General features: G+C 58.6%; 19 protein-coding genes and 1 tRNA gene. 9 read left to right on the top strand and 11 right to left on the bottom strand.

Annotated elements, in window-relative coordinates; translation table 11 throughout:
• Nucleotides 1–68: 68 nt before the first annotated feature.
• Nucleotides 69–4604 (bottom strand): glutamate synthase large subunit, encoded by a 4536-nt coding sequence (gltB, locus tag HCZ23_RS08175; RefSeq protein ID WP_167601234.1) that lies wholly within the window; start codon nt 4602–4604, stop codon nt 69–71.
• A gap of 57 nt (nt 4605–4661) precedes the next feature.
• A complete protein-coding gene (locus HCZ23_RS08170; RefSeq protein ID WP_167601233.1) occupies nt 4662–6095 on the bottom strand; it encodes an NAD(P)-dependent oxidoreductase in 1434 nt (477 codons plus the stop codon).
• Nucleotides 6096–6323: 228 nt separating this feature from the next.
• Between HCZ23_RS08170 and HCZ23_RS08165 the strand changes: the two genes are divergently transcribed.
• Nucleotides 6324–7127 (top strand): undecaprenyl-diphosphate phosphatase, encoded by an 804-nt coding sequence (locus tag HCZ23_RS08165; RefSeq protein WP_167601232.1) that lies wholly within the window; start codon nt 6324–6326, stop codon nt 7125–7127.
• A 52-nt stretch (nt 7128–7179) separates the two neighbouring features.
• Here HCZ23_RS08165 and HCZ23_RS08160 read toward each other — a convergent pair whose 3' ends face one another.
• Nucleotides 7180–8166: a complex I NDUFA9 subunit family protein gene (locus tag HCZ23_RS08160; RefSeq protein ID WP_167601231.1), complete on the bottom strand. Its 987-nt coding sequence runs from the start codon at nt 8164–8166 to the stop codon at nt 7180–7182.
• Nucleotides 8167–8310: 144 nt separating this feature from the next.
• Here HCZ23_RS08160 and HCZ23_RS08155 point away from each other — a divergent pair.
• A tRNA-Leu gene (locus HCZ23_RS08155) sits at nt 8311–8397 on the top strand.
• A 109-nt stretch (nt 8398–8506) separates the two neighbouring features.
• Here HCZ23_RS08155 and HCZ23_RS08150 read toward each other — a convergent pair.
• Genes HCZ23_RS08150 through HCZ23_RS08135 form a run of 4 tightly spaced genes read right to left on the bottom strand, consistent with a single transcriptional unit; the run spans nt 8507 to nt 12148 of the window.
• Nucleotides 8507–9289, bottom strand: coding sequence for an ABC transporter ATP-binding protein (locus HCZ23_RS08150; protein ID WP_167601230.1), 783 nt, complete (start codon nt 9287–9289; stop codon nt 8507–8509).
• Entirely contained in the window at nt 9286–10281 is a 996-nt protein-coding gene (locus HCZ23_RS08145; RefSeq protein ID WP_167601229.1) for an iron chelate uptake ABC transporter family permease subunit, read from the bottom strand. The genes HCZ23_RS08150 and HCZ23_RS08145 overlap by 4 nt, the downstream gene beginning before the upstream one ends.
• Nucleotides 10268–11188, bottom strand: coding sequence for an ABC transporter permease (locus tag HCZ23_RS08140; RefSeq protein WP_254870011.1), 921 nt, complete (start codon nt 11186–11188; stop codon nt 10268–10270). The genes HCZ23_RS08145 and HCZ23_RS08140 overlap by 14 nt, the downstream gene beginning before the upstream one ends.
• A 57-nt stretch (nt 11189–11245) precedes the next feature.
• Nucleotides 11246–12148 (bottom strand): siderophore ABC transporter substrate-binding protein, encoded by a 903-nt coding sequence (locus HCZ23_RS08135; RefSeq protein WP_167601228.1) that lies wholly within the window; start codon nt 12146–12148, stop codon nt 11246–11248.
• 281 nt (nt 12149–12429) lie between these two features.
• On the opposite strand from HCZ23_RS08135, the gene HCZ23_RS08130 reads away from it, so the two are divergent.
• From HCZ23_RS08130 to HCZ23_RS08100, 7 genes are all read left to right on the top strand, one after another.
• Nucleotides 12430–13041, top strand: coding sequence for a ribonuclease D (locus HCZ23_RS08130; protein ID WP_167601392.1), 612 nt, complete (start codon nt 12430–12432; stop codon nt 13039–13041).
• 22 nt (nt 13042–13063) lie between these two features.
• On the top strand, nt 13064–14026 hold the full coding sequence (locus HCZ23_RS08125) for a KpsF/GutQ family sugar-phosphate isomerase (protein ID WP_167601227.1): 963 nt from the start codon (nt 13064–13066) through the stop codon (nt 14024–14026).
• A gap of 9 nt (nt 14027–14035) precedes the next feature.
• The gene (gene lptC / locus HCZ23_RS08120) at nt 14036–14635 is read left to right on the top strand and encodes an LPS export ABC transporter periplasmic protein LptC (RefSeq protein WP_167601226.1); all 600 of its coding nucleotides are present in this window, start codon (nt 14036–14038) and stop codon (nt 14633–14635) included.
• A 24-nt stretch (nt 14636–14659) separates the two neighbouring features.
• A complete protein-coding gene (gene lptA, locus HCZ23_RS08115; RefSeq protein WP_368487320.1) occupies nt 14660–15154 on the top strand; it encodes a lipopolysaccharide transport periplasmic protein LptA in 495 nt (164 codons plus the stop codon).
• Entirely contained in the window at nt 15154–15885 is a 732-nt protein-coding gene (gene lptB / locus HCZ23_RS08110) for an LPS export ABC transporter ATP-binding protein (protein WP_167601224.1), read from the top strand. The genes lptA and lptB overlap by 1 nt, the downstream gene beginning before the upstream one ends.
• 243 nt (nt 15886–16128) lie before the next feature.
• Entirely contained in the window at nt 16129–16704 is a 576-nt protein-coding gene (gene raiA, locus HCZ23_RS08105; protein WP_167601223.1) for a ribosome-associated translation inhibitor RaiA, read from the top strand.
• A gap of 43 nt (nt 16705–16747) precedes the next feature.
• Nucleotides 16748–17212: a PTS sugar transporter subunit IIA gene (locus tag HCZ23_RS08100; protein ID WP_167601222.1), complete on the top strand. Its 465-nt coding sequence runs from the start codon at nt 16748–16750 to the stop codon at nt 17210–17212.
• 16 nt (nt 17213–17228) lie between these two features.
• Here HCZ23_RS08100 and HCZ23_RS08095 read toward each other — a convergent pair whose 3' ends face one another.
• The 4 genes from HCZ23_RS08095 to HCZ23_RS08080 form a co-directional block, all read right to left on the bottom strand.
• Entirely contained in the window at nt 17229–18653 is a 1425-nt protein-coding gene (locus HCZ23_RS08095; RefSeq protein ID WP_167601221.1) for a nodulation protein NodH, read from the bottom strand.
• Between the two features lie 3 nt (nt 18654–18656).
• Nucleotides 18657–20354 (bottom strand): beta-1,6-N-acetylglucosaminyltransferase, encoded by a 1698-nt coding sequence (locus tag HCZ23_RS08090; protein ID WP_167601220.1) that lies wholly within the window; start codon nt 20352–20354, stop codon nt 18657–18659.
• On the bottom strand, nt 20351–21337 hold the full coding sequence (locus tag HCZ23_RS08085; protein WP_167601391.1) for a glycosyltransferase family 2 protein: 987 nt from the start codon (nt 21335–21337) through the stop codon (nt 20351–20353). The genes HCZ23_RS08090 and HCZ23_RS08085 overlap by 4 nt, the downstream gene beginning before the upstream one ends.
• Nucleotides 21338–21525: 188 nt before the next feature.
• A complete protein-coding gene (locus HCZ23_RS08080; protein WP_167601219.1) occupies nt 21526–22431 on the bottom strand; it encodes a glycosyltransferase family 2 protein in 906 nt (301 codons plus the stop codon).
• Nucleotides 22432–22459: the final 28 nt, after the last annotated feature.

Raw genomic sequence — 22459 nt, 5'->3', positions numbered from 1 at the left:
CTCACCGCGAAGAAAAAGCCCCCGGAAAGGGGGCTTTTAAGCTGCATTTGGGTCGATTTACGCTCGACTTACTCGGCCGGGATCGCGCCCTTTTCCAGGGTCAGCGGCACGGGAAGATGCACCAGCATCTCTTTCGGGCAAACCTGAAGGAAGTTGGCTTTTTCTTCTTCCCAATGATCGAGGATCGTCTTCGCTTTCAACGAATGGGTCTCTTTCGCGTGACGCTCGACGAGGCCTTTCAGCTGATCTTCCCAATGATCCACCGTGACCGGACAGGTCACAAGCGTCTCGAGGTTCATCAGATCAAGTGCTTTGCCCTCAGGATCGTAGAGATAGGCCATGCCACCGGTCATCCCGGCGCCAAAGTTCGCACCGATAGTGCCGAGGATCACGGCGATCCCGCCGGTCATGTATTCACACCCGTTGGAACCACAGCCCTCAATCACCACACTCGCACCGGAGTTGCGCACCGCGAAACGCTCGCCCGCACGACCGGCGGCAAAGAGGTAGCCGTCCGTCGCACCGTAAAGCACTGTGTTGCCGATGATCGTATTCTGGTCGGCGACCAGCGGCGAATGCATCGGCGGACGCACCACAACGGTACCGCCCGAAAGGCCTTTTGCCACATAGTCGTTGGCGTCGCCCGACACTTCGATCTTCAGACCCGGCGCCGCAAAGGCCCCGAGGGACTGACCGGCAGAACCCGTGAGTTTCACGGTCAGGTGATCTGGCTGAAGAGTGTTGCGCATGCCGAATTTCGACACGATATGCGACGAGGTGCGCGTCCCGATGGTGCGAAGCGTGTTCTGCACCGCGTAGGACAGCTGCATCTTTTCGCCATCGTTGAGGAAACGCGCGGCGTCTGAGACGATCTGCGCATCGAGCGTATCCGGCACCGCATTGCGCGGTTTGGACCGGTCGTAGACGATACGATCAGAGCCATCGACAGAGATCAGAAGCGGGTTCAGATCGAGATCGTCGAGATGCGCCGAGCCACGCGAGGTCTGAGCCAGAAGATCGGCACGACCGATCACCTCGTCCAGAGAGCGCGCGCCCAGAGAGGCCAGCAATTCGCGGACTTCCTGCGCGTAGAAGGTGATCAGATTGACGACCTTATCGGCATTGCCGGTGAACTTGCCACGCAGCATTTCGTCCTGGGTACAGACGCCCACCGGACAGGTGTTCGACTGACACTGACGCACCATGATACAGCCCATCGCGATCAGCGCGGCGGTGCCGATGCCGTATTCCTCGGCCCCCAGCATCGCAGCCATGACGATGTCACGCCCGGTGCGCAGACCACCATCGGTCCGAAGCGTCACGCGGTCACGCAGGTTGTTCATCGCGAGCACCTGATGCGCTTCGGTCAAACCCATCTCCCACGGCAGACCGGCGAATTTGATCGAGGTTGCCGGAGAGGCACCCGTGCCACCGTTGTGACCGGAGATCAGGATGATGTCCGCTTTCGCTTTCGCCACACCGGCGGCGATGGTGCCGACGCCGGAAGAGGCCACGAGTTTCACCGTCACCTTGGCCTTCGGGTTGATCTGTTTCAGGTCGTAGATGAGCTGAGCGAGATCTTCGATGGAGTAGATGTCGTGGTGCGGCGGCGGCGAAATGAGCGTCACGCCTTTGGTCGAGTGACGCAGCTTGGCGATCAGGTCGGTGACCTTCATCCCCGGAAGCTGACCACCCTCACCCGGCTTCGCGCCCTGAGCGACTTTGATCTCCAACTCTTCACAGGCCAACAGGTATTCGGCGGTCACACCGAAGCGACCGGAGGCCACCTGTTTGATCTTTGCGGACGCATTGTCACCATTGGGTTCCGGCGTGAAATCGTCAGGCGACTCGCCACCCTCACCGGAGTCGGATTTCGCCCCGATGCGGTTCATCGCGATGGACAGTGTGCGGTGTGCCTCAGGCGACAGCGCGCCCAAGGACATACCCGGCGTCACAAAGCGTTTGCGGATCGAGGTGATGGATTCCACCTCTTCGATCGGCACCGGTTTGCCCAGCGGCTTGAAGTCCAACAGATCGCGCAGATGGATCGGCGGCATAGCCTGCATCTTGGCGGAATACTGTTTCCACATCTCGTAGGAGGCACGATCACAGGCCGATTGCAGCATGTGCATCGACTGCGCTTCCCACGCGTGGGTCTCGCCGGATTTGCGGGACTTGTAGAAACCGCCGATGGGAAGCGTGTTGCCACCCAGCCAGCCTTGTTTGTGCACGGCTTCCAACTTGTGCTGAATGCCGCCGACACCAATGCCGGAGATGCGCGAATGCATGCCGGGGAAGAACTCGTTGACCATTGCGCGGGACAGGCCCACGGCCTCGAAGTTCAGACCACCGCGATAAGACGAGATCACCGAGATGCCCATCTTCGCCATGATCTTCAAAAGACCGGCGTCCACGGCGGCACGGTAACGCGCCACGGCTTCGGTCAGGGTGCAGTCCAACAGGCCGCGTTCGATCCGGTCGGCCAAGGAATCCTCGGCCAGATAGGCGTTCACGATAGTCGCGCCACAAGCGATCAGAACCGCAAAATAATGCGGGTCGATACATTCCGCCGAACGCACGCCCAGCGAACAGAACGTCCGCAAACCTTTGCGCGTCAGCCAGCTGTGCACTGCAGAGGTCGCGAGGATCATCGGCATCGCGATTTTGTCCTCACCCTGCGCCTGATCGGTCAGGATGATGTGACCCCCGCCCGAACGCACGGCCTCTTCGGCCTCGGCACGGATACGATCCAGCCCGGCGCGCAACGCATTCGGACCACCATCGACCGGGAAGGTACAGTCGATCTCGGTCATCGGTGCGTTGAAATGGGTTTTCAACGCGTCGAATTGCGCGTTGCCGACAAAGGGGCTCTCCAGCACGAGAATCTCGGTCTGGGAGCTGTCTTCATCCAGCACGTTCTTGAGGTTGCCGAACCGCGTCTTGAGCGACATCACACGGAATTCGCGCAAACTATCAATCGGCGGGTTGGTCACCTGAGAGAAGTTCTGACGGAAGAAATGGCTGAGCGGACGATATGTGTTCGACAGCACGGCAGAGGGCGTGTCATCGCCCATCGAGGCCAGCGCCTCTTTGCCATCCTCGGCCATGGGCGCAAGGATTTGTTCCAACTCTTCAATGGTATAGCCCGCAGCGATCTGACGCTTTTTAAGCTCGGCCCCGCTGAAAATCGCGGTCTCATTCAGGTCAGCCAGCTCTTCTTCGAGGTCGACGATCTTGCCGACCCATTCGCCAAAGGGCTGGGAATTCGCCAGACGGTCTTTGATGTCGACATCGTGGTAGAGCTTGCCCTCGGCCATATCGACCGCCAGCAATTGCCCCGGACCCAGAGCGCCTTTTTCAACCACGGTCGCCTCGTCGGTCGGCACCATGCCCACCTCGGAGCCCGCGATGACAAGGCCATCGCCGGTGACGACATAGCGCATCGGGCGCAGACCGTTGCGGTCGAGACCGGCACAGACCCAGCGGCCGTCGGTCATCGCCAAAGCGGCCGGACCGTCCCAGGGCTCCATCACGGAGTTCACGTAGGAATACATGTCGCGCCAGGCTTTCGGCAGCTCTTCGGCGTTTTTCGACCAGGCCTCGGGCACCAGCATGGTTTTCGCCATGGGCGCAGAACGACCGGCCCGCACCAGCACTTCGAACACGGAATCGAGGGCGGCGGAGTCCGACGAGCCTTGCGGGATGATCGGTTTGATGTCCTCGGCCATCTCACCAAAGGTCGACGAGGCCATGCGGATCTCGTGCGATTTCATCCAGTTGGTGTTGCCTTTGATCGTGTTGATCTCACCGTTATGCGCCAGCATGCGGAACGGTTGCGCCAGCCACCACTGCGGGAAGGTGTTGGTGGAATAGCGCTGGTGATAGATCGCAAAGGCGGACTCAAAACGCTCGTCCATCAGGTCCGGGTAGAATACGGCAACCTGTTCGGCGAGCATCATGCCCTTGTAGATGATCGAACGGCAGGACAGGGAGCAAATGTAAAGCTCACGCACACCGGAGGCAGAGGCGGCCTTTTCGATGCGGCGACGGATGACGTAAAGCTCGCGCTCAAAGGTCTCTTCGTCCACACCTTTGGAGTTGGAGATCAGGATTTGCTCGATCTCGGGACGCGTCGCATTGGCTTTTTCACCCAGGCAGGATGTGTCCACCGGAACGTGGCGCCAGCCGTAGATGTAATAGCCCATGCGCAGGACTTCGGTCTCCACGATGGTCCGGCAGGTCTCCTGCGCCGAGAAATCCGTGCGCGGCAGGAACACCTGACCCACAGCGAGCAATTCACCGTGACGGGCCTCGTGACCCGTGCGGCGGATTTGGTCGCCGAAGAAATGGTGCGGGATTTGCACATGGATGCCGGCGCCGTCGCCGGTTTTGCCGTCGGCGTCCACGGCACCTCGGTGCCAGATCGCTTTCAGCGCGGAAATGCCGTTTTCCACGACCTTGCGGGATTTCGACCCATCGACGGAGACGACAAGACCCACGCCACAGGAGGAATGTTCGTCATCCTCACGGAACAGGGAGTTTTCCGCCATCCATTCGCGTTTTGCGGCCTCTTGAACCGCCCAGCTTTGGTCAAACTTGGTCATAGCAGTACCTTTCAGATCAAAGGCGGAGGGGACCTCTCCCCTCCTTTACAATTCGAATTACTCGGCGGCCACAGCGGCGGATTGGTCGATATACTCGATCATCGCATCGGCGGCTTCGCGGCCATCGCGGATCGCCCAGACGACCAGAGACGCGCCACGCTGGATGTCGCCACAGGCGTAGACACCCTCAAGCGAGCTGGCGTGGGTTTTGAAATCGGCCAGAACCGTGCCCCAACGGGTCACTTCCAAACCGTCCACGCCCCAAAGCTTCGGCAGCTCTTCCGGCTCGAACCCGAGCGCCTTGATCACCAGATCGGCCTCTTCGACATAATCGGCCCCCTCGATCACCTCAGGCGACTGACGACCGGAGGCATCCGGGGCGCCAAGGCGCATTTTCTGAACCATCACGCCAGAGACCGGATCGCCCGCGAAACCTTTCGGCGCGGAGAGCCAGACGAATTCAACGCCTTCTTCCTCGGCGTTTTGGGTCTCACGCTGCGAGCCCGGCATGTTGGCGCGGTCACGACGATAGAGACATTTCACGGAGGTGGCACCCTGACGGATCGCGGTACGGACACAGTCCATCGCGGTATCCCCGCCACCGATCACGACGACCTTTTTGCCGTTCGCGTTCAGCTCACCGCTTTCATATTCCTCGACCTCGTCGCCAAAGGAGACCTTGTTCGAGGCGGTGAGGTAATCAATCGCCTTCACGATGCCCTCAGCACCCGAACCCGGACCTTTGAGATCGCGGGATTTATAGACCCCCGTCGCGATCAGAACGGCATCGTGTTTGCCACGGATCGCGTCAAAGGAAATGTCCTCGCCGACATTGCAATTCAACACAAATTCGACGCCCGATTTTTCGAGCTGTTCAACACGACGCAGAACGATGTCTTTCTCAAGCTTGAAGCCCGGAATGCCGTACATCATGAGCCCGCCGGCGCGGTCGGAACGCTCGTAAACGGTGACCTTGATCCCCGCACGACGCAGACGGTCGGCCGCGGCCAGACCACCCGGGCCGGACCCGATGATGCCAACGCTTTCCTCGCGTTCGACGACAGGGGTGATCGTCTCGACCCATCCCTGTTCCCAAGCCGTGTCGGTGATGTATTTCTCAACAGAACCGATCGTCACCGTGCCATGGCCGGAGTTCTCAATGACGCAGTTGCCTTCGCAGAGACGGTCCTGCGGACAGATGCGGCCACAGATTTCCGGGAAGGTGTTGGTCGCCTGAGAAATCTCATAGGCCTCTTTCAACCGTCCGGTTGCGGTCAGGCGCAGCCAGTCGGGGATGTTGTTGTGCAGCGGGCAATGCGACTGGCAATAGGGCACGCCGCATTGCGAACAGCGCGACGCCTGTTCTTCCGCTTTCGCTTCGACGAACTCGCCATAGATTTCCAGAAAATCGTCTTTGCGATCTTCCGCGTCCCGCTTGGTTGGCATGTCCCTGCCTACCGTCACGAATTTGAGCATCGGCTCTTTCGCCATGACACCACATCTCCGAAGGTTGGTTGTGAGTTATTGCCTCATTATAAGGACTCTGAGAAAAAGAAAAGTCAGAAGTACTGTCTTATTTTTCGTTTTTCTCTCGCCGCAGCGCAGGATTTTCGACCAACAGGCCCAAATTTAGGTAAATTGTGCTGACCTATAAATTGTCTTCTTATTGATTCCATGTGGGTTTATGCTCTTAACACGCAGGATCGCCACGGAGTCGCTATGAGTCTTTTCTATCTACTTGTCGTCGCGATCGTGCAGGGCATCACCGAATTTCTCCCGGTGTCTTCCTCGGGTCACCTGATTCTCCTCCCCTTTTTCATGGGCACCCAAGATCAGGGTCAAGCCATAGACGTCGCCGTTCATATCGGTACGTTGGGCGCTGTCATGATTTATTTCTGGCGCGATGTCGGTGTCGGACTGGCCGGTGTGCCGCGCATGTTGACCGGGAAAATCGACACGCCCGGCTCGAAACTGGCGTTTCTTTTGCTGATCGCCACCATTCCCGTGGTCATTCTGGGCCTCGTGCTGAAAGTCACCGGCCTGTCCGACGCGATGCGCAACCCGACCGTGATCGGCTGGACCATGCTGATTTTCGGCCTCGTGCTTTACTGGTTCGACCAAAAGGGCGCGGAAGAGAAAACGGAAGGCGATTGGTCCCTGAAAGACGCGATCAAGCTGGGCCTTTGGCAGGCGGTCGCCCTCATCCCCGGCACCTCGCGCTCGGGCATCACCATCACCGGCGCGCGCGCCATGGGCTATACCCGCCAAGACGGCGCCAAGATCGCCATGCTGATGTCGATCCCGACGATCATGGCCTCTGGTATTCTCCTGGGTGCCGAAGTGGTCGGCGATGCGGATTGGGCGATGCTCAAGGATGCGGCCATCGGCGCCGTCTTTGCCTTTATCGCCGCGATTCTGGCGCTGACACTCATGATGCGCCTGCTCAAATCGGTCAGCTTCACGCCCTATGTGATCTACCGTGTGATCCTCGGCGTCGTGCTTCTGGTGATCTCCTACACATGAAAAAGCGCGCCCGGTGAGGACGCGCTTTCGAATTTTCACACTCTGAGTGATATCAGATTTTGCGCAGGTTCTTCGCGCTTTCGCGAATCGCGTCATACTGACCCGACGGACGATAGACCCACATGTAATCCGGCAGAACCGCCTGAAGCGCCGTCGGCTTGATGCCGAGATCGGCAAAGCTTTTCGCATCGTCAGAGACGACATTGTCCACTTTCAGGTTCTTCACCTGATCACGGGTCAGGATGCCATTGTGGAACAGACCGGCGGTGAGGAATTGCGCCAGGGAAAAGCCGCTCGCCATCAGATTGCCAACCCAGAACGGCAGGTTCACGATCAGACGATTGCGGTGAATGATCTCCAGCATGTCGCCCATGAGACCTTTCAGCGTGTCCACATCAGGCCCGCCCAGTTCATATATGCCCGGCTCCGCATGACCCAGAATGCCACTGACAGCCGCCTGGGCGACGTCATCGACGTAAACCGGCTGGAATTTGGTGTTGCCGCCCACGAGCGGCAGGATCACGTTCTTTTCCGCCATCTTGCCGAAGCGATTGAAGAACTCGTCTTCCTGACCGAAAATCACGGAAGGACGCAGGATCATGGCGTTCGGGAAGGCCTCAAGCACCTTCGCCTCACCTTCCGCTTTGGTGCGGGCGTACTCGGAGGCGGAATTTGCATCGGCGCCCAGAGCGGAGAGTTGCACCAGACGTGCGATGCCTTGCGCCTCGGCAATCCGGGCGATCCGGGCCGCACCCTCGGACTGCACCGCGGAGAAGGAATTCTTGCCACGCTCGGTCAGAACACCCACACAGTTCACGACAGCGTCCGCGCCCATCATCGCCGCGCGCACCGACTCATCGTCGCGAATGTTGCAGAACACCGGCTCGACCTGTCCGACCGCACCGTAGGGTTTCACATAAAGCGACTCATTCGGGCGACGCACTGCAACGCGGACACGCCAGCCCTCCTTTGCCATACGCCGGGCGATATATCGCCCGACAAAGCCAGCGCCGCCATAGATGGTGACCAGTTTCGTCATCTGCATCTCCAATGCCAAATTGTCGCTTTTGCTTAGCTTTTAGCGCGGAAATGAACAAGACGCTATTGCTGCTATAAAAAACCTTTCGAATGGCCGTTGACACTTCCGCGCAACCTCATTACATCGCGGCCTCACGACATCTGTGCCCAGATGGCGGAATTGGTAGACGCGCTAGCTTCAGGTGCTAGTGTCCGTATGGACGTGGAGGTTCGAGTCCTCTTCTGGGCACCAAAAAACATTTTCCAAAGGAAAATGTTTGATCGCATCCCCAAACATCTCAGGCGACAGTCGTTTTCGACACGAAAACGACTGTCGCCTTTATCCCATTGCCAATCCAGTCCTACGTATCGACCAACGGCTCCGGCGCAATCTGGTGCAGCGCAAAGGGATGTCCGCCCACGGTCTCCACCGCAATATCCAACTCGAACACGTCGCGCAGGCAGGGTCTGTTGACGATTTCCTCAGGCGTGCCGAGGGAATGCAGCCGACCGTCTTTGAGCGCCACGATCAGATCGGCATAGGCGGCGGCGAAATTGATGTCATGGACGACAATGACAAAGCTCTTGCCACTCGCCTGCGCAGCCTCTTTCAGCCGCTCCATCATCTGACGCGCGTGCTTCATGTCGAGGTTGTTGAGCGGCTCATCCAAAAGCACGTAATCCGTGTCCTGCGCCAGAACCATGGCGACAAAGGCCCTTTGACGCTGCCCACCGGACAGCTCATCGAGGAATCGCCCGCTCAGAGGGTGCAGCCCCATCATCTCCAAGGCTTGCTCCACATGCACGCGATCCTCGGCAGTCGGACGACCTTTGTGATGCGGGTAGCGGCCAAAACCGACCAGATCGGCGACCGTCAAACGCGCGGCCACAGAATTGTCCTGACGCAGAATCGACAGACGTCGCGCCAGCGCATCGGTCGGCGTCATGGTCACATCCGCCCCATCCACCGTGATCTGCCCGCCTTGCAGCGGCGTCAAACGCGCAATCAAGGACAAGAGCGTGGATTTTCCCGCCCCATTCGGCCCGATCAAAGCCGTGATGCCACCGCGAGGAATCGTCAAAGACACATCGCTCAGGATCGAAGCTCCGGCAATCTGATGGCTCACGTGGGAAATCTCGATCATCGTCTGACCCCTTTGAGAAGCAGGTAAAGAAAGGTGATGCCGCCCAGCGCGTCAATCACCACGGACAGCGTGCCTTGAAGGCCCAGCACATGCTCATAGACCGCCTGCCCACCCACCAAGGTGATGATGGCGATCAGGGAACTGGCCAAAAGCGTCGGCGCGAACCGCGCGCCGGGCAGGATGCGATAGGCCAGATGAACAACCAACAAGCCAAAGAAGGTGACAGGCCCCACAAGCGCGGTGGAGACCGAGACCAAAAGGCCGATCATGCCAAAGGCCGCAAACATCACACGCCGATAGCGCAGCCCCAATCCAATCGCGGTTTCGCGGCCCAGCGCCAGCACATCGAACTGGTGCCGCATATGCCAGAGCACCGGCAAGGTGAGCGTCGTAAGACCAATCGAGATCCACAAGAGGTCGATGTTCACCGTATTGAAACGCGCGAACATGGCGCCCTGCACGACGACGAATTCATTCGGGTCGATCATGCGGGAAATGAAATTCGACAGGCTGCGAAACAGCGTGCCGAAAATGATGCCAACCAGAACAAGCAGATGCAGATCGCGGGACCGCGCGGTGAAAAGCCACAGGAAAAGCGCGGTCGAGAACCCCATCATGACCAGAACTTCGGCGGTGAATTTCACCAAGGGATCAATATCGAGCGTGGCCATGGCGCCCATGCCAAACACCAGACTGGTCTGGATCATCAGATAGAGCGCATCAAAGCCCATGATCGCCGGGGTCAGGATTTGATTGCGGGTGGCAGCATGGAAAAGCTGGGTCGAGGTGGCGATGGCGAAGGCCACGAGAATGAGCCCGACAAGCTTTCCGGTGCGAAAGCTGAGCGCAAACTCCCACGCCCCCGCAGGCACGCCCAGCGTCAGGAACAGGACCACCGCGGCCAAGGCCAGCACAGCCAGAATGACCAAAGGCTTGATCCGCATGGCGCGCTGCGCGGCGAAAGGGAGGGACGCGGCACTATCGGACGGCATGGCTCTGACGTCCCAGCAAAAGATAGAGGAAAATCATCGAGCCGATCACACCAAAGATCGTGCCGATGGGAATCTCATAGGGCTGCCGAATGACCCGCCCGATGATGTCGCACAGCAAGAGCGCCCCGGCCCCAAGGCTCGCCGCCCAAGGCACCGCCGCACGCAGGTTGTCGCCCATGATCCGGCTGACAATATTGGGCACGATCAGCCCCAGAAACGGGATCGCGCCCACGGTGACCACGACAACAGCCGTGGTGACAGAGACAATGATCAGCCCCGTCCACATCACCGCGCGATAATTGAGCCCCAAGGTGATCGACACATCGCGGCCCATCCCCATGATGGAAAACCGATCCGCGAAAAGATAGCCGATCACGGCCAACCCACCCGTGAGCCACAAAAGCTCATAGCGCCCCCGCAAAACACCGGAAAACTCCCCCGTCGTCCAGATGCCAAGATATTGCAACAGGTCCATCTGATAGGCGAAAAACGTCGCAACCGCCCCGATCACACCGCCCAGCATCAGCCCCACCAGAGGCACCAGCAAAGGCTCGCGCGGCGGCAGACGGTCGAGGATTTTGAGAAACAAAAGCGTGCCGGCAATGGCACACCCTGCAGCGATCACCATCTTGACCAGCAAAGAGGTGGTCGGGAACAAGGCGACCGCAATCAAAAGCCCAAGCCCCGCGCTTTCCGCCGTCCCCGCCGTCGAGGGCTCGACGAATTTGTTGCGCGTGAGCATCTGAAAGATCAGACCGGAAATCGCCATCGACGCCCCGGTGAGGATGATCGCCAGCGTGCGCGGAATGCGACTGGCCAGAAGGATCAGTGTATCGTCGCCCTCGCCCCGAAACACCGCACCGAGGGTCATATCGGATGCACCGATCATGAGGCTGAGCCCGGCCATGACGACCAGGCTCCCCAAGGCAAGCAACATATGAAGCGCGGGCAATCTCATTGGGGCTTATTCAGCGCCCTCAAAGGCGGTGATGAACTGATCGACCGTGTCCTGAAGCGACCGCACACCGGTGGTCGCGATGTAGAAATCGGCCGGGTGCACATAGATCACCTGACCTTTTTGCCAAGCCGTGGTCTGGGCAACCAACTCGTTGTCGAGCGTTTCTTCGGCTTTCGGCCCATCGCCATTCGTCGCGCGCGTGCGGTCAAAGACGATCAACCAATCCGGGTTGGCCTCATGCAGGAATTCAAAGCTGACGGCTTCGCCATGGGTTTGCTCTTCGAGGTCGTTCATCAGAGGTTCGACGCCCAAAGTTTCATGCACCCAGCCAAAGCGCGAGCCCGGCCCGAAGACCGAAAGCTTCGGCCCGTTCGTCATCACGACAAGCCCCTTGCCAGCCCCCTCAGTCAGACCGCGCAGCTCTTCGAGGGAGGTGTGCAGATGTTCGATGCGAGCCGCAGCCTCATCTTCCTTGCCGAATAGGGCGCCAAGCTCGCGCGTCTGGGTCGCGACCACCTTTTCGATGTCCTCGGAGAAGGGGCTAAGATCGACAGTGGGCGCGATTTTCGACAGGGCGTCGATCTGATCTCGCGTGCGCGGCCCGGCGATGATCAGGTCGGGTTTCAGGGCAAAAACCTGTTCGAAATCGGGCTCGAACAGCGTGCCGATATTGGCGCGCGAGCCGTCATCCAGACCGGCGAGAGCCGGAACCAGCATCGGCTGCGTGATCCCCGCCACATCGACGCCCAGCGCTGTGAGGGTATCAAGCGCACCGACATCAAAACTGATGACGGTTTCAGGCGTCTCCTCAACGGTCACCGGCCCCGAGAATGTGGTGAGCTCGGTGGCACTGGCAGCGGTCGAAAACGTAAGAGCGAGGGCGGCGCCCTTCATGAAATGTGCGAACATGGCGGATCTCTTTATCTAAGGAAGACCGGCCACTGGCGGCGGCTGGGAGCGCGGTCGCATTTGCCCGGCGGTGTTATCAACAGAATTAACCGACAAAAAGCATAAAGTTTTCCGAGGCGGTTCAATTTTTTGCGTGTGGGGCCATATTTACCGCTCAAACAGCATCTTCTGCACAGTTGAAACGCTATAACATCTGCCCCTGGGAGCCTGCTCTCTTGCCCCAACTCCCGCAAAGCCGTAAGACCCTGTTTCAAATCATTGGACAGCGCAAAGGCACGACGATGGCGAATTTCCTCTATAAAAACGACCTTCCGGACGATCTCGACCTTGGACCGGTCGTCGCCATCGACTGCGAGACCATGGGGCTGAACCCGCACCGCGATCGTCTTTGCCTTGTTCAAATGTCGGGCGGTGACGGCAACGCCCATCTGGTTCAGGTCGAACGCGGCCAGACCGAGGCACCGAACCTGTGCAAAATGCTCGCGGACCCGAATGTGTTGAAACTGTTCCACTTTGGCCGCTTCGACATCGCCGCGATGCATCACACCTTTGGCACGCTGGCCCAACCGGTCTATTGCACCAAAATCGCCTCGAAACTCGTGCGCACCTTCACGGATCGCCATGGGTTGAAGAACCTGCTCGATCAGCTGTTGAAAGTGGACATTTCGAAGTATCAACAGATGAGCGATTGGGGCGCGCGCGACCTGACCAATGCGCAGCTCGATTACGCCGCCTCCGACGTGCTTTACCTGCACCAACTGCGCGACAAGCTGAACGAAATGCTGGAACGCGAAGGCCGGATGGAGCTTGCGCAATCCTGTTTCGACTTCCTGCCGACCCGCGCACAGCTCGATCTCGAAGGCTGGCCCGAAATCGACATTTTCTCTCACTGACATCTCTTTCGAGGTTCGGCACATGACCCAATCCGACGCATTCCTGTCCACCGCCAAACGTGTGATCGCACAGGAGGCCGAGGCACTCGGGCTTTTGTCCGACAGCCTCGGGACCGAATTCACCACCGCCGTGGAAACCATCCTGCGTGCCAAAGGCCGCACCATCGTCACAGGCATGGGCAAATCCGGCCATATCGCGCGCAAGATCGCCGCGACGCTGGCCTCCACCGGCACGCCCGCGCATTTCGTGCATCCGGCCGAGGCGAGCCATGGCGATCTGGGTATGATCGGCGATGATGATGTCTGCCTCGTGCTGTCCAACTCCGGCGAAACCCCGGAACTGGCCGATGTGATTGCCTACACGCGGCGGTTCAAAATTCCGATGATCGGTGTGGCGTCGAACCCCGACAGCTCGCTCATTCGCGCGTGCGATGTGGCTCTGATCCTGCCCAAAGCCGCCGAGGCCTGTGGTCATGGCATCGTGCCGACCACCTCGACCACAATGACTTTGGCGCTGGGCGATGCGCTCGCCATCGCGCTCATGGAACACCGCGCCTTTACCGCCGATAATTTCCGCGTGCTGCACCCGGGCGGCAAGCTTGGCTCTCGTCTCACCAAAGTGCGCGATCTCATGCATGTGGATATGCCTCTGGTCAGCGCTGAAACCCCCATGCGCGAGGCTTTGTCGGTGATTTCCGACAAAGGCTTTGGCGTCGTCGGCGTGATCGATGCGGACGGCCAGTTGAGTGGCATCATCACCGACGGCGACCTGCGGCGTCATATCGACGGGCTGTTGGACAAGACCGCCGGCGACATCATGACCCTGAACCCGATGACGATCTCCTCGGATGCGCTGGCCGAGAAAGCCGTCGCGCGCATGGATGAACGCGCGATCACCTGTCTGTTTGTGCGGGATTCTGCCGAAGATGGGCGGCCTTGCGGGATTTTGAAAATTCAGGACTGCCTTCGCGCCGGTGTCGTGTAAGACGTCCTTATGGCGCGGTTCGACAACACCTATTCCAAATTCGTGGCCTTCGCGAAGATAGCCTTGCCCCTGGCCAGCCTCGTGCTTTTGGCCACGCTCTTTCTGTTTGCGCGCGACCGCGAGGTCGGCCTGTCCATTCCCTATGCCGATGTCGACATCGAAACGCTGGCGCGCGAACAACGTGTCGAAGGCCCGTCTTTTGCGACCGTGACCCGCGATGGCTCGGAATTGGAAATCTCCGCCGATCTCGTGCGCCCGGATCTGTCGACCAAGGATGTCCTCAATTCCAACGCCGTGCGCGGCGCGCTCAGGATACCGGACAATGGCTCCGTCAGCCTCAAGGCCGATGATGGTGTCATCGACGGCCCCGGCCAGATCGCCGAGCTGTCCGGTCATGTCGAGATCGAAACCTCGACCGGCTACACGATCACCTCGAACCGGATCGCCACCATGTTGGATGTCTCGCGCATCGAAAGCCCGGGAAACGTCGACGCGACCGGACCCGCGGGCGATCTGACGGCGGGCTCCATGGTGATTTCGCAAGATGCCGAGACAGAGGACTACCTTCTGGTTTTCAAGGACGGCGTAAAGCTGGTATATCAGCCCTGACATTTGAGGACTTTGCCCGTGACGATCATCCGAACCCTTTCCCTGACAACCGCGCTGATCTTCACGCTTGGTCTGAGCCAGCCCGCAGATGCACAGGGCACGCAGATCGCATTCGGCGGCCTCAAACACGACAGCAGCCTGCCGATCGAGGTCACCTCCGATCAGCTCAGCGTTGATCAGGGCACCGGCAAAGCGCTGTTTTCCGGCAATGTGGTGATCGGCCAAGGCCCGATGCGTCTGACCGCGCAAACGGTCGAGGTCATCTACGCCAGCGAAGGCGGCAAGATTGCACGGCTTTTGGCCTCGGGCGGTGTGACGATGACCAACGCAGGCGAAGCCGCCGAGGCCCAGCGCGCGGAATATGACCTCGAATCAGGCACCGTCGTGCTTACCGGAAATGTGCTTTTGACCCAGGCCAACAGCGCTTTGTCGGGCGAGCGGATGGTGATTGATCTGGACACCGGCACCGGGCGGATGGACGGTCGGGTGAAAACCATCCTGCAATCTGGAAACGAGTGATGAGCGAAACGACCGGACTGAGAGTCCGCAACCTGCGCAAGGGCTATCGCAAACGCACCGTGATCCGGGACGTCTCCCTTGATCTCGAACGTGGCGAAGTTGTTGCCCTGCTCGGACCCAACGGCTCCGGCAAGACCACCTGTTTCTATTCCATCGCGGGTCTTGTGATGCCCGAGGGTGGCGAGGTTCTTGTGGACGGGCGCGACATCACGCTTTTGCCGATGTATCGCCGGGCCAAATTGGGGGTCGGCTACCTTCCGCAGGAGGCCTCTGTCTTCCGTGGCCTCTGTGTCGAAGACAACATTCTTGCCATCCTCGAAGTCTCGGAAAGCGACCCGCTTTTGCGGCGTGAAAAACTCGAAGACCTCCTGTCTGAATTCTCCATTTCGCACCTGCGCCGCGCGCCCGCTCTGTCTTTGTCAGGCGGGGAACGCCGGCGAGTCGAAATCGCGCGATGCCTTGCTTCGGACCCGTCCTACGTGCTGCTCGATGAGCCCTTCGCCGGCGTCGATCCGATCGCTGTGGCGGAGATTCGCGGGCTGGTTTCCGATCTCAAAACCCGCGGCATCGGCGTCTTGATCACAGACCATAACGTTCAGGAAACATTGGGAATTATCGACCGCGCCTATATCCTTCACGATGGTCACGTCCTGATGTCCGGGACCAAGGAAGACATCGTCGCCGATGAAACCGTGCGGCGTGTTTATCTTGGTGACAATTTCCGCATTTGAAGACGGGTTTTGATTGACAATTCCCCGCATTTTGACGCCTTATAGGTATCCAATGTGTGACGTACGAATGACAGGATGCGCCATGGCACAACGAAGCCAAAGAGCGCCAGACCACCCCCCGACACAGCGTGCCGGTTTTGTCTCCGTCGCATGCATTGAATTCCCGCTTTCGACAAAAACCCACGACCTCGAAGACACGCCCAGAGGCGTTCGGGCATAGGTCAAATTAAGAAGGAGGTATCTATGCGGTACCAAATCAGCGGCAAACAAATCGACATCGGTGCAGCGCTTCAGACGCATGTCAAAACCGAGCTCGGCTCCGTGCTTGAAAAATACGCACAACGTCCGACCGATGCGAATGTCGTGTTCTCCAAAAGTGGGGCAGAATATGTCTGCGAGGCCGTGGTACACCTCTCGACCGGTCTGACGGCCCAGGCCAGTGCGCGCGCGCATGAGATTTATGGTTCGTTCGATGCCTGCGCAGAAAAAATGGACAAACAACTGCGTCGTTACAAGCGCCGGTTGAAAGATCACCATAAGGAACGCGCAGAGCCTGTTGAACTCTTCGGCGGTTCCCAGTATATCCTCGCCGCATCGGAGCATGACGAGGATCAGGAACCCGACAGCTTGCAGCCGATGATCATCGCCGAAATGGAGGCGTCGATTCCGACGCTGACGGTGGGTGAGGCTGTGATGCAGATGGAACTTGCCGGAGCTCCGGTCCTTGTGTTCCACAAGGAAGGGAAAACTGGTGTAAACGTGGTCTACCGCCGCCCGGATGGGAACATCGGCTGGATTGACCCCAACAACGCGACATAATGAAACCGACCCGCCTCGACGGGTCGGGGCGGGTAGTTTTCAGATGGATATCTCAAAGATTTTGGACCCACAGGCCGTCAAGGTCGTGGGCAAAATGACCAGCAAGAAACGTTTGTTCCAGGATCTCGGTGAGATCGCGGCAAGCGTTTATGATCTGACTTTGAACGACACTGTCGATGCGCTTCAAGAACGCGAAAGCCTTGGCCCCACGGGTGTGGGCCATGGCGTTGCCCTGCCGCATGCCCGGATCGAGGGGCTGGACCGTGTGGTCGGCACCTTCCTGCGTCTTGAAAGCCCGATGGATTTCGATGCGGTGGATCGCCAGCCGGTTGATCTGATCTTCGCGCTCTTCGCCCCTGCCGAATCCGGGGTCGATCACCTCAAGGCGCTGGCACTGGTGTCCCGCACCATGCGCAATGGCGACATCTGCGCCAAGCTGCGCGCGAACAATGAGCCTGCCACGCTGCATGCCATCCTGACCGAAGGCCCGGCGACCAAAGCCGCCTGACTGTTACGCCAGACCCTCAGCCCCAGGGCTTGAACCCGAACATCATGTAGTCGCGCTGATAGGCCGCCTTCACGGCCTCTTCGACTTCTGCGTCGTAAATCTCGGCGAGCGTGTAGGGCGCATCTTCGGGCTCATCCACCACAAGCGCAGGCTTGATGCCCAAATTCGCCGCCAGATGCGACAGGTCCTCAGCCAGGCCCTCCTCCCGGATCACGATATCCGGCAGGGAGAAATCGGCGAATCCTTTGATCACCTCAGATTGCGAGGCCCAAGTGCCATCGACTCGCACCGAGGTCTGGCCATTCAGATTGCCCTGCACAAAGCCCGCGAATTTCAGGAACGCCTCGCGATGCTGGTCGCGCGTGTAGCTCTCCGTCGGCTCAGCCGCAGGCAGGGGCAGCTTGTAGGTCGTGCGCAGGGTCTCGCGGATTTCGCCATAGGTTCTGCCACTGATGTTCAGGATGTAATCGCAGAACACCCGATGCAACCGCTGCGCAGGATGGGAAATCACGGTAAAGCTGCGATGCCCCTTATGCTGACGCTTCCACTGCCGCAGGGTCTTTTGCGAAAACCCTCGCTGCAAGGCCTCAGGATCCACCTTGTCCAGCGCAGACATCCATTCGGCCACAGCGGCCTCAGGCCCACCGCGCACCGGCATGTAGAGCAATGACGTCTCGGCACAGGCCAGATAGGTCGGCACAGCGGGTTTGCGACGCGGCTCGAAATTCGGGGTGTTCGAGAGGTTGAAGTGATCCACGCTCGACAGGTCGGACACCATTTCCGCGTAGTTCAGAACCTTGTCCTCAAGACGTGACGGGTTCTGCACCTTGGTCTTTTGCGAGGTCTTGTTGCGCTCTGCGGTGACACCGAGGAAGCGCGCCAGACCGTTCAGAACCTCAACGTCCTGAATGTCCTCGTAATTGATGTAAAACGCCGTCTGACCGGTCATCTGGAGCTGACGCTGGAGGAAAATCTGAAATTCCTTCAACTCATCCAGCATGGTTTGGAATTCGCGTTTCTCAAAAGCGATCTTCGCGGATTTCGCGTCTTTGAGATCGCCCAGACGCCATTGCCCCGTCACCCCCGCAATCTTGCGCGACACATAGCTGTCCAGCGGATTGCGCGTCAGGATGATCTTGGCGCACTTCGGGTCCTCAAGGACATGGGCGAGAATGCGCGGGTCGTGATCGTGGAAAAACCGAAACCCGGCCAACCCCTCCGTCGATTTGCGCAGTTTTTTCAAAAGCGCTGTCGGATCGGCCTCGCGCTCCAGCATGGAGATGCCGAGCATCTCTTTTTGCTGCGATTTGCCGATGAAGGCGGGATTGAACACCTCGCCCCAACATTTCAGCCCCGGATAGGCATTGACGTTTTCTTCCAGAAAATTGGAGCCGGTCCGCATCTCTGCAAAAATCACGAAATAGTCGAAGGGCTGAGACATGGGTTATTTTACCAGGTAAGGCCGCTTGTTGGAGCGCGGACGCGTGTCGGGTTCGTTGCCCATGGGAAAATCGCCCATGAGATGAGGTTTCATACCTTGGTTTTTCAGATTTTGCAGGAATTGTCCAAACCCGGTGAGGTCCCGCATCCGCGGCGCTTCGGTCAGGCGGCGGATGTTGCGCGGGCCGATCTCGTCGATGATGGCCTGCAATGGCTCCATCTGGCTTTCGATGAAATCCGCCATAGTCCAGATTCTGATCCGGGCCTTGACGTGTTGTGACCGCAAAATCTCAATATGCTGCGACTCGATTTTTTGCAGACGCGCAGCTTCGCGGCGGATTTCGGAAAAGCTCAGGTTTGAGCGGAACAGGGTCACAGCCCAAGCCCCGGAGATCACCGAAATTTGCGCATTTGGGTCCGTCGCCACCAGCCAGTTGATGTCCTGATTGTCACGCGGACCGAACATGAAACATTGCCGCTCGCCGCGGGTGTTCCAAATGAGCGAGGTCAGGAAACCGCAAGGATTGTAATCCCGCAGCGCCGCCTGATCCGACAGAGCCCCCGAAAACACCTTTTGCCCACCCGAAAACTCAACCCGTTCCGGCGCGAAAAGATGGCCATGCACCCGCGCACCCACAGCCCGCGACAGCCATTCGTCGAAATCCTCGAAGAGATCGGAGAAGCCCTCGAAAATCGAATAAGGCGCGCTGGTTTTGCCGTGACCCTTGCCGTGCCCGGGCAAACGACTTTGCATATAAAGGCCTTCGCGCCCCATGATGCGCCGCTCCACCGCCTTGGCAAAGATACGGTCGATTTTACCCGGATTAGGCTCTGTTCCTTTCATCGGATTGATGTCTGGATTGAGGAAGGTCGCGTAAAGCCGCTCTGCCTTCGGCCACATTTTACGCGCCACGAAACAGTCGGACCGCCGCAACAGCTGAAGGTGATCGTCGTAGAAAATATGCGGTTTGCCCTGATAGTCGAATTTCGAGAGCGTCAGGGACCGGCTTTCGATATTGTTGGAATAGAGCCGCACCAAAGTTTGGTAATAGCTCTCGTCCGGAATCCAGACACGTTTGAAATAGGCGTCATAGGTCTTGCGATCCGGGTCCTCAAGAATGGCCGATAGGGTCTGACGCGTCAGGCACCACCATTGCGAGCCCAGATGCGGCACAAGCCCGTCCGGGATTTTACGTTTGTAGCGCAGCCGACGTTGCAGATGGACATAGCGATCAAACAGCCGTCTCTGCTTTTTCCACGAGAACGGGAACCGCAAGGTGAAACGTTCCGAATCCAGCCCGCCAACGGTCCAGGGCACATCCTCCGTCGTCACGCTTTCGATGAAATTCGTCATCGGCCGCGCCGCGAGATATTGCTTTAAATCCTCCACGGGTCGCAGCGGCAGGCAGGAGCCGGAGGCGAGATAGACATGTCGTGCCTCCGGGAAGCGCGACAGCATCAATTCAGAAGCGTCCTGAGAGGCGGCCACCAAAGACCACGTGCCCCAGTCACAGGCGTGGCGTTTCGAGAACAGCACATTGTCGAGGTCAGACAGGCTGTCGACAAAGGGCTGGTAAACGTCTTTCTTCACCCGTCGGTCAACATGGATCACCACCGGACAGCCATGGGTCGCCCAGTGGCGCGCCACCTGTTCGGCGCGATGCAGCGCGGTGTGGACCAACATCACGAAACCGACCGTCATGCCCAGTTCCCTTTGGACATGAGGCCCAGAATCTCAAGCTGACGCCAGTTGATGTATTTCTCTGACCAGTTGCACCACAGGTCCGGGTCATCCTTGATCCGGCTGTGGTAGGCGAGATATTCGCGCGAACCGGCATAATGCTGACGCCGCTCCAACTCTTCGCGGGTCTTCTCCACGAAAGTGTTGAGGAATTTGGCATGAAGCAACGCGCCAGAGGCTTTTTCGCCCCCCTCGGTCTCATACACGAGGTTAAGCCCGCGCGGCAAAAGCATATGCGTCGATTGAATATAGGCGTAATCGCGATGCCATTTGACCAGCGGGATTTTGTTCAAAGACGGCGCGCTTTTGGGCTCGTCCTTGAAAAACAGCCGCGCGCGCGGGCCGCCCTGAATCCAGAGATTGTAATACTCCGGGTTCATCGAAATCATATAGTTGCCACTGTCGAACCATTCCGCGATCTCGAAGGGGTTTTGCCCCTCGCGGTAGGGCTGCGCATCGATCGGCCCTTTCGGATACATATCGATCAACATCGCCGAAAAGCTTCGAATGCCGGAATTGTCGAGCCAATCGGTGAGCGCCGGAATCGGGCGGGTGTCGCAAAACGGAAAAACCAGGAATTCGTCCACATCGACCGTGAGCGTCCAATGCCCATGGCAATATTTGCGCGAAATCCAGTTCATCCAGTGCACACCGAACAGCGACTTGCGATAGCTCGCCGTCGTGTGCCAGATCGAGACATCGTCCTGACCCACGAGGTATTCACGCGAGCCATCATCGCTGTCATTGTCGATGAACAGGAAATGACGCACGCCCATGTCCCGATAGTATTTCAGGAAATACGGCAAACGCACATATTCGTTACGCAGGGTACAGACCAACAGAATGTCGTCGGGGCGAATCGCAGATGTGTTGTCCTGAATAAGATGAAGCTCCCGGCGTGCCCGAAAGGCCTGCCAGAGCGCGCGCTTGCGCCTCAGCCGCATCTTATATTGCCAGAGCCTGCTCACCAGTCTGCCTTCATGTCCCCCTGGATTGGAACGTCAGATGTTTATGGCATCCGGCTCCAAACCCTTTGAGTTATTATCTACGGATTTTCGATCAAAACGTAAACAATTCAGATTAAATGGCAAAATTGTTTAATTGTGCTTACCAAAGCCCACAGTATTGCTTTTTAAGTCCGCCAATCTCCGCGACTCATCAGGCCAAGCGCTTCGAGCTGTTCCCAGCCCTCATAGGCCACCGCTCCATCGTGCCATAGATCGGGCGCCTGAATCACAGCATCATAATAGTCGCCAAAGGCGTCAGGCTGGGCAAAATGCTGCTTTCGGGTCTTTTCCTCATGGGATTTCTCAATCGCCACAGGAAGGAATTTCGTATGCAACAAAACCCCGGAGAGGCGGCTCTCCCCCGGCCCGTCATAGGCATGATTCATCTCGCGCGGCAGCATGGCATGAGTCGAGTTGATATAGACATAGCGCCAATGCCATTTCACCAGCGGCAGCTTGTTCAATGTTGGCCCGCGTCGAGGCTCATCGGCGAAAAATACACGCTCGCGCGCACCGCCCTGCACCCAAAGATTGTCTTTCGGCGCCTGCCGCACCGCGCGATAGGGCGCCGGGTCGAAATAGGGCATGGCCGCAAGCGGATCATCCCCGGCGCGATAGGTCACCTGATCAATCGGTCCTTTCGGATAGAGATCGAGCATCAAGGTGCCCAGCGCGCTTTGGCCCGACTTTTCCATGAAAAGGGTCAAATCCCGCAGGGTTTGGGTCTTATTGTGCGGAAAGACCAAAAGCTCATCCGCATCCAAAGTCAGGCACCATTTGCCGCGCGCATATTTCATCTGAAGCCATGTGGTCCAGTCGAGTCCGAAGCGCGCGGCCTTGTAGCTCGCGGAGGTAGACCAGAGCGACACGTCCGGTTGCCCGGACAAAAGCGCCACTGTGCCGTCATCACTGGCGTTGTCGACAAAGAGGAAATGAGTCACGCCGAGGCGACGATGGTAGTCCAGAAAATAGGGCAACCGCAGAGCTTCGTTGCGCAGGCAGGCGACACAGAGGATCGACGTCTCGTCCATCCCTGACGTCCGGTCCTGAACGAGCCGA

The organism is Celeribacter sp. HF31 (genome assembly GCF_011806455.1).
In the GTDB taxonomy this organism is placed as follows: Bacteria; Pseudomonadota; Alphaproteobacteria; order Rhodobacterales; family Rhodobacteraceae; genus Celeribacter.
Note: the sequence above shows the minus strand (reverse complement) of the source record. Positions and strands in the feature narration are given on the sequence as shown.

Bases quoted from the DNA above. Each gene is read 5' to 3' on its own strand.
- gltB (WP_167601234.1), bottom strand. From the start codon at position 4,604: ATGACCAAGTTTGACCAAAGCTGGGCGGTTCAAGAGGCCGCAAAACGC.
- HCZ23_RS08170 (WP_167601233.1), bottom strand. From the start codon at position 6,095: ATGGCGAAAGAGCCGATGCTCAAATTCGTGACGGTAGGCAGGGACATG.
- HCZ23_RS08165 (WP_167601232.1), top strand. From the start codon at position 6,324: ATGAGTCTTTTCTATCTACTTGTCGTCGCGATCGTGCAGGGCATCACC.
- HCZ23_RS08160 (WP_167601231.1), bottom strand. From the start codon at position 8,166: ATGACGAAACTGGTCACCATCTATGGCGGCGCTGGCTTTGTCGGGCGA.
- HCZ23_RS08150 (WP_167601230.1), bottom strand. From the start codon at position 9,289: ATGATCGAGATTTCCCACGTGAGCCATCAGATTGCCGGAGCTTCGATC.
- HCZ23_RS08145 (WP_167601229.1), bottom strand. From the start codon at position 10,281: ATGCCGTCCGATAGTGCCGCGTCCCTCCCTTTCGCCGCGCAGCGCGCC.
- HCZ23_RS08140 (WP_254870011.1), bottom strand. From the start codon at position 11,188: ATGGCCGGGCTCAGCCTCATGATCGGTGCATCCGATATGACCCTCGGT.
- HCZ23_RS08135 (WP_167601228.1), bottom strand. From the start codon at position 12,148: ATGTTCGCACATTTCATGAAGGGCGCCGCCCTCGCTCTTACGTTTTCG.
- HCZ23_RS08130 (WP_167601392.1), top strand. From the start codon at position 12,430: ATGGCGAATTTCCTCTATAAAAACGACCTTCCGGACGATCTCGACCTT.
- HCZ23_RS08125 (WP_167601227.1), top strand. From the start codon at position 13,064: ATGACCCAATCCGACGCATTCCTGTCCACCGCCAAACGTGTGATCGCA.
- lptC (WP_167601226.1), top strand. From the start codon at position 14,036: ATGGCGCGGTTCGACAACACCTATTCCAAATTCGTGGCCTTCGCGAAG.
- lptB (WP_167601224.1), top strand. From the start codon at position 15,154: ATGAGCGAAACGACCGGACTGAGAGTCCGCAACCTGCGCAAGGGCTAT.
- raiA (WP_167601223.1), top strand. From the start codon at position 16,129: ATGCGGTACCAAATCAGCGGCAAACAAATCGACATCGGTGCAGCGCTT.
- HCZ23_RS08100 (WP_167601222.1), top strand. From the start codon at position 16,748: ATGGATATCTCAAAGATTTTGGACCCACAGGCCGTCAAGGTCGTGGGC.
- HCZ23_RS08095 (WP_167601221.1), bottom strand. From the start codon at position 18,653: ATGTCTCAGCCCTTCGACTATTTCGTGATTTTTGCAGAGATGCGGACC.
- HCZ23_RS08090 (WP_167601220.1), bottom strand. From the start codon at position 20,354: ATGACGGTCGGTTTCGTGATGTTGGTCCACACCGCGCTGCATCGCGCC.
- HCZ23_RS08085 (WP_167601391.1), bottom strand. From the start codon at position 21,337: ATGCGGCTGAGGCGCAAGCGCGCGCTCTGGCAGGCCTTTCGGGCACGC.
- HCZ23_RS08080 (WP_167601219.1), bottom strand. From the start codon at position 22,431: ATGGACGAGACGTCGATCCTCTGTGTCGCCTGCCTGCGCAACGAAGCT.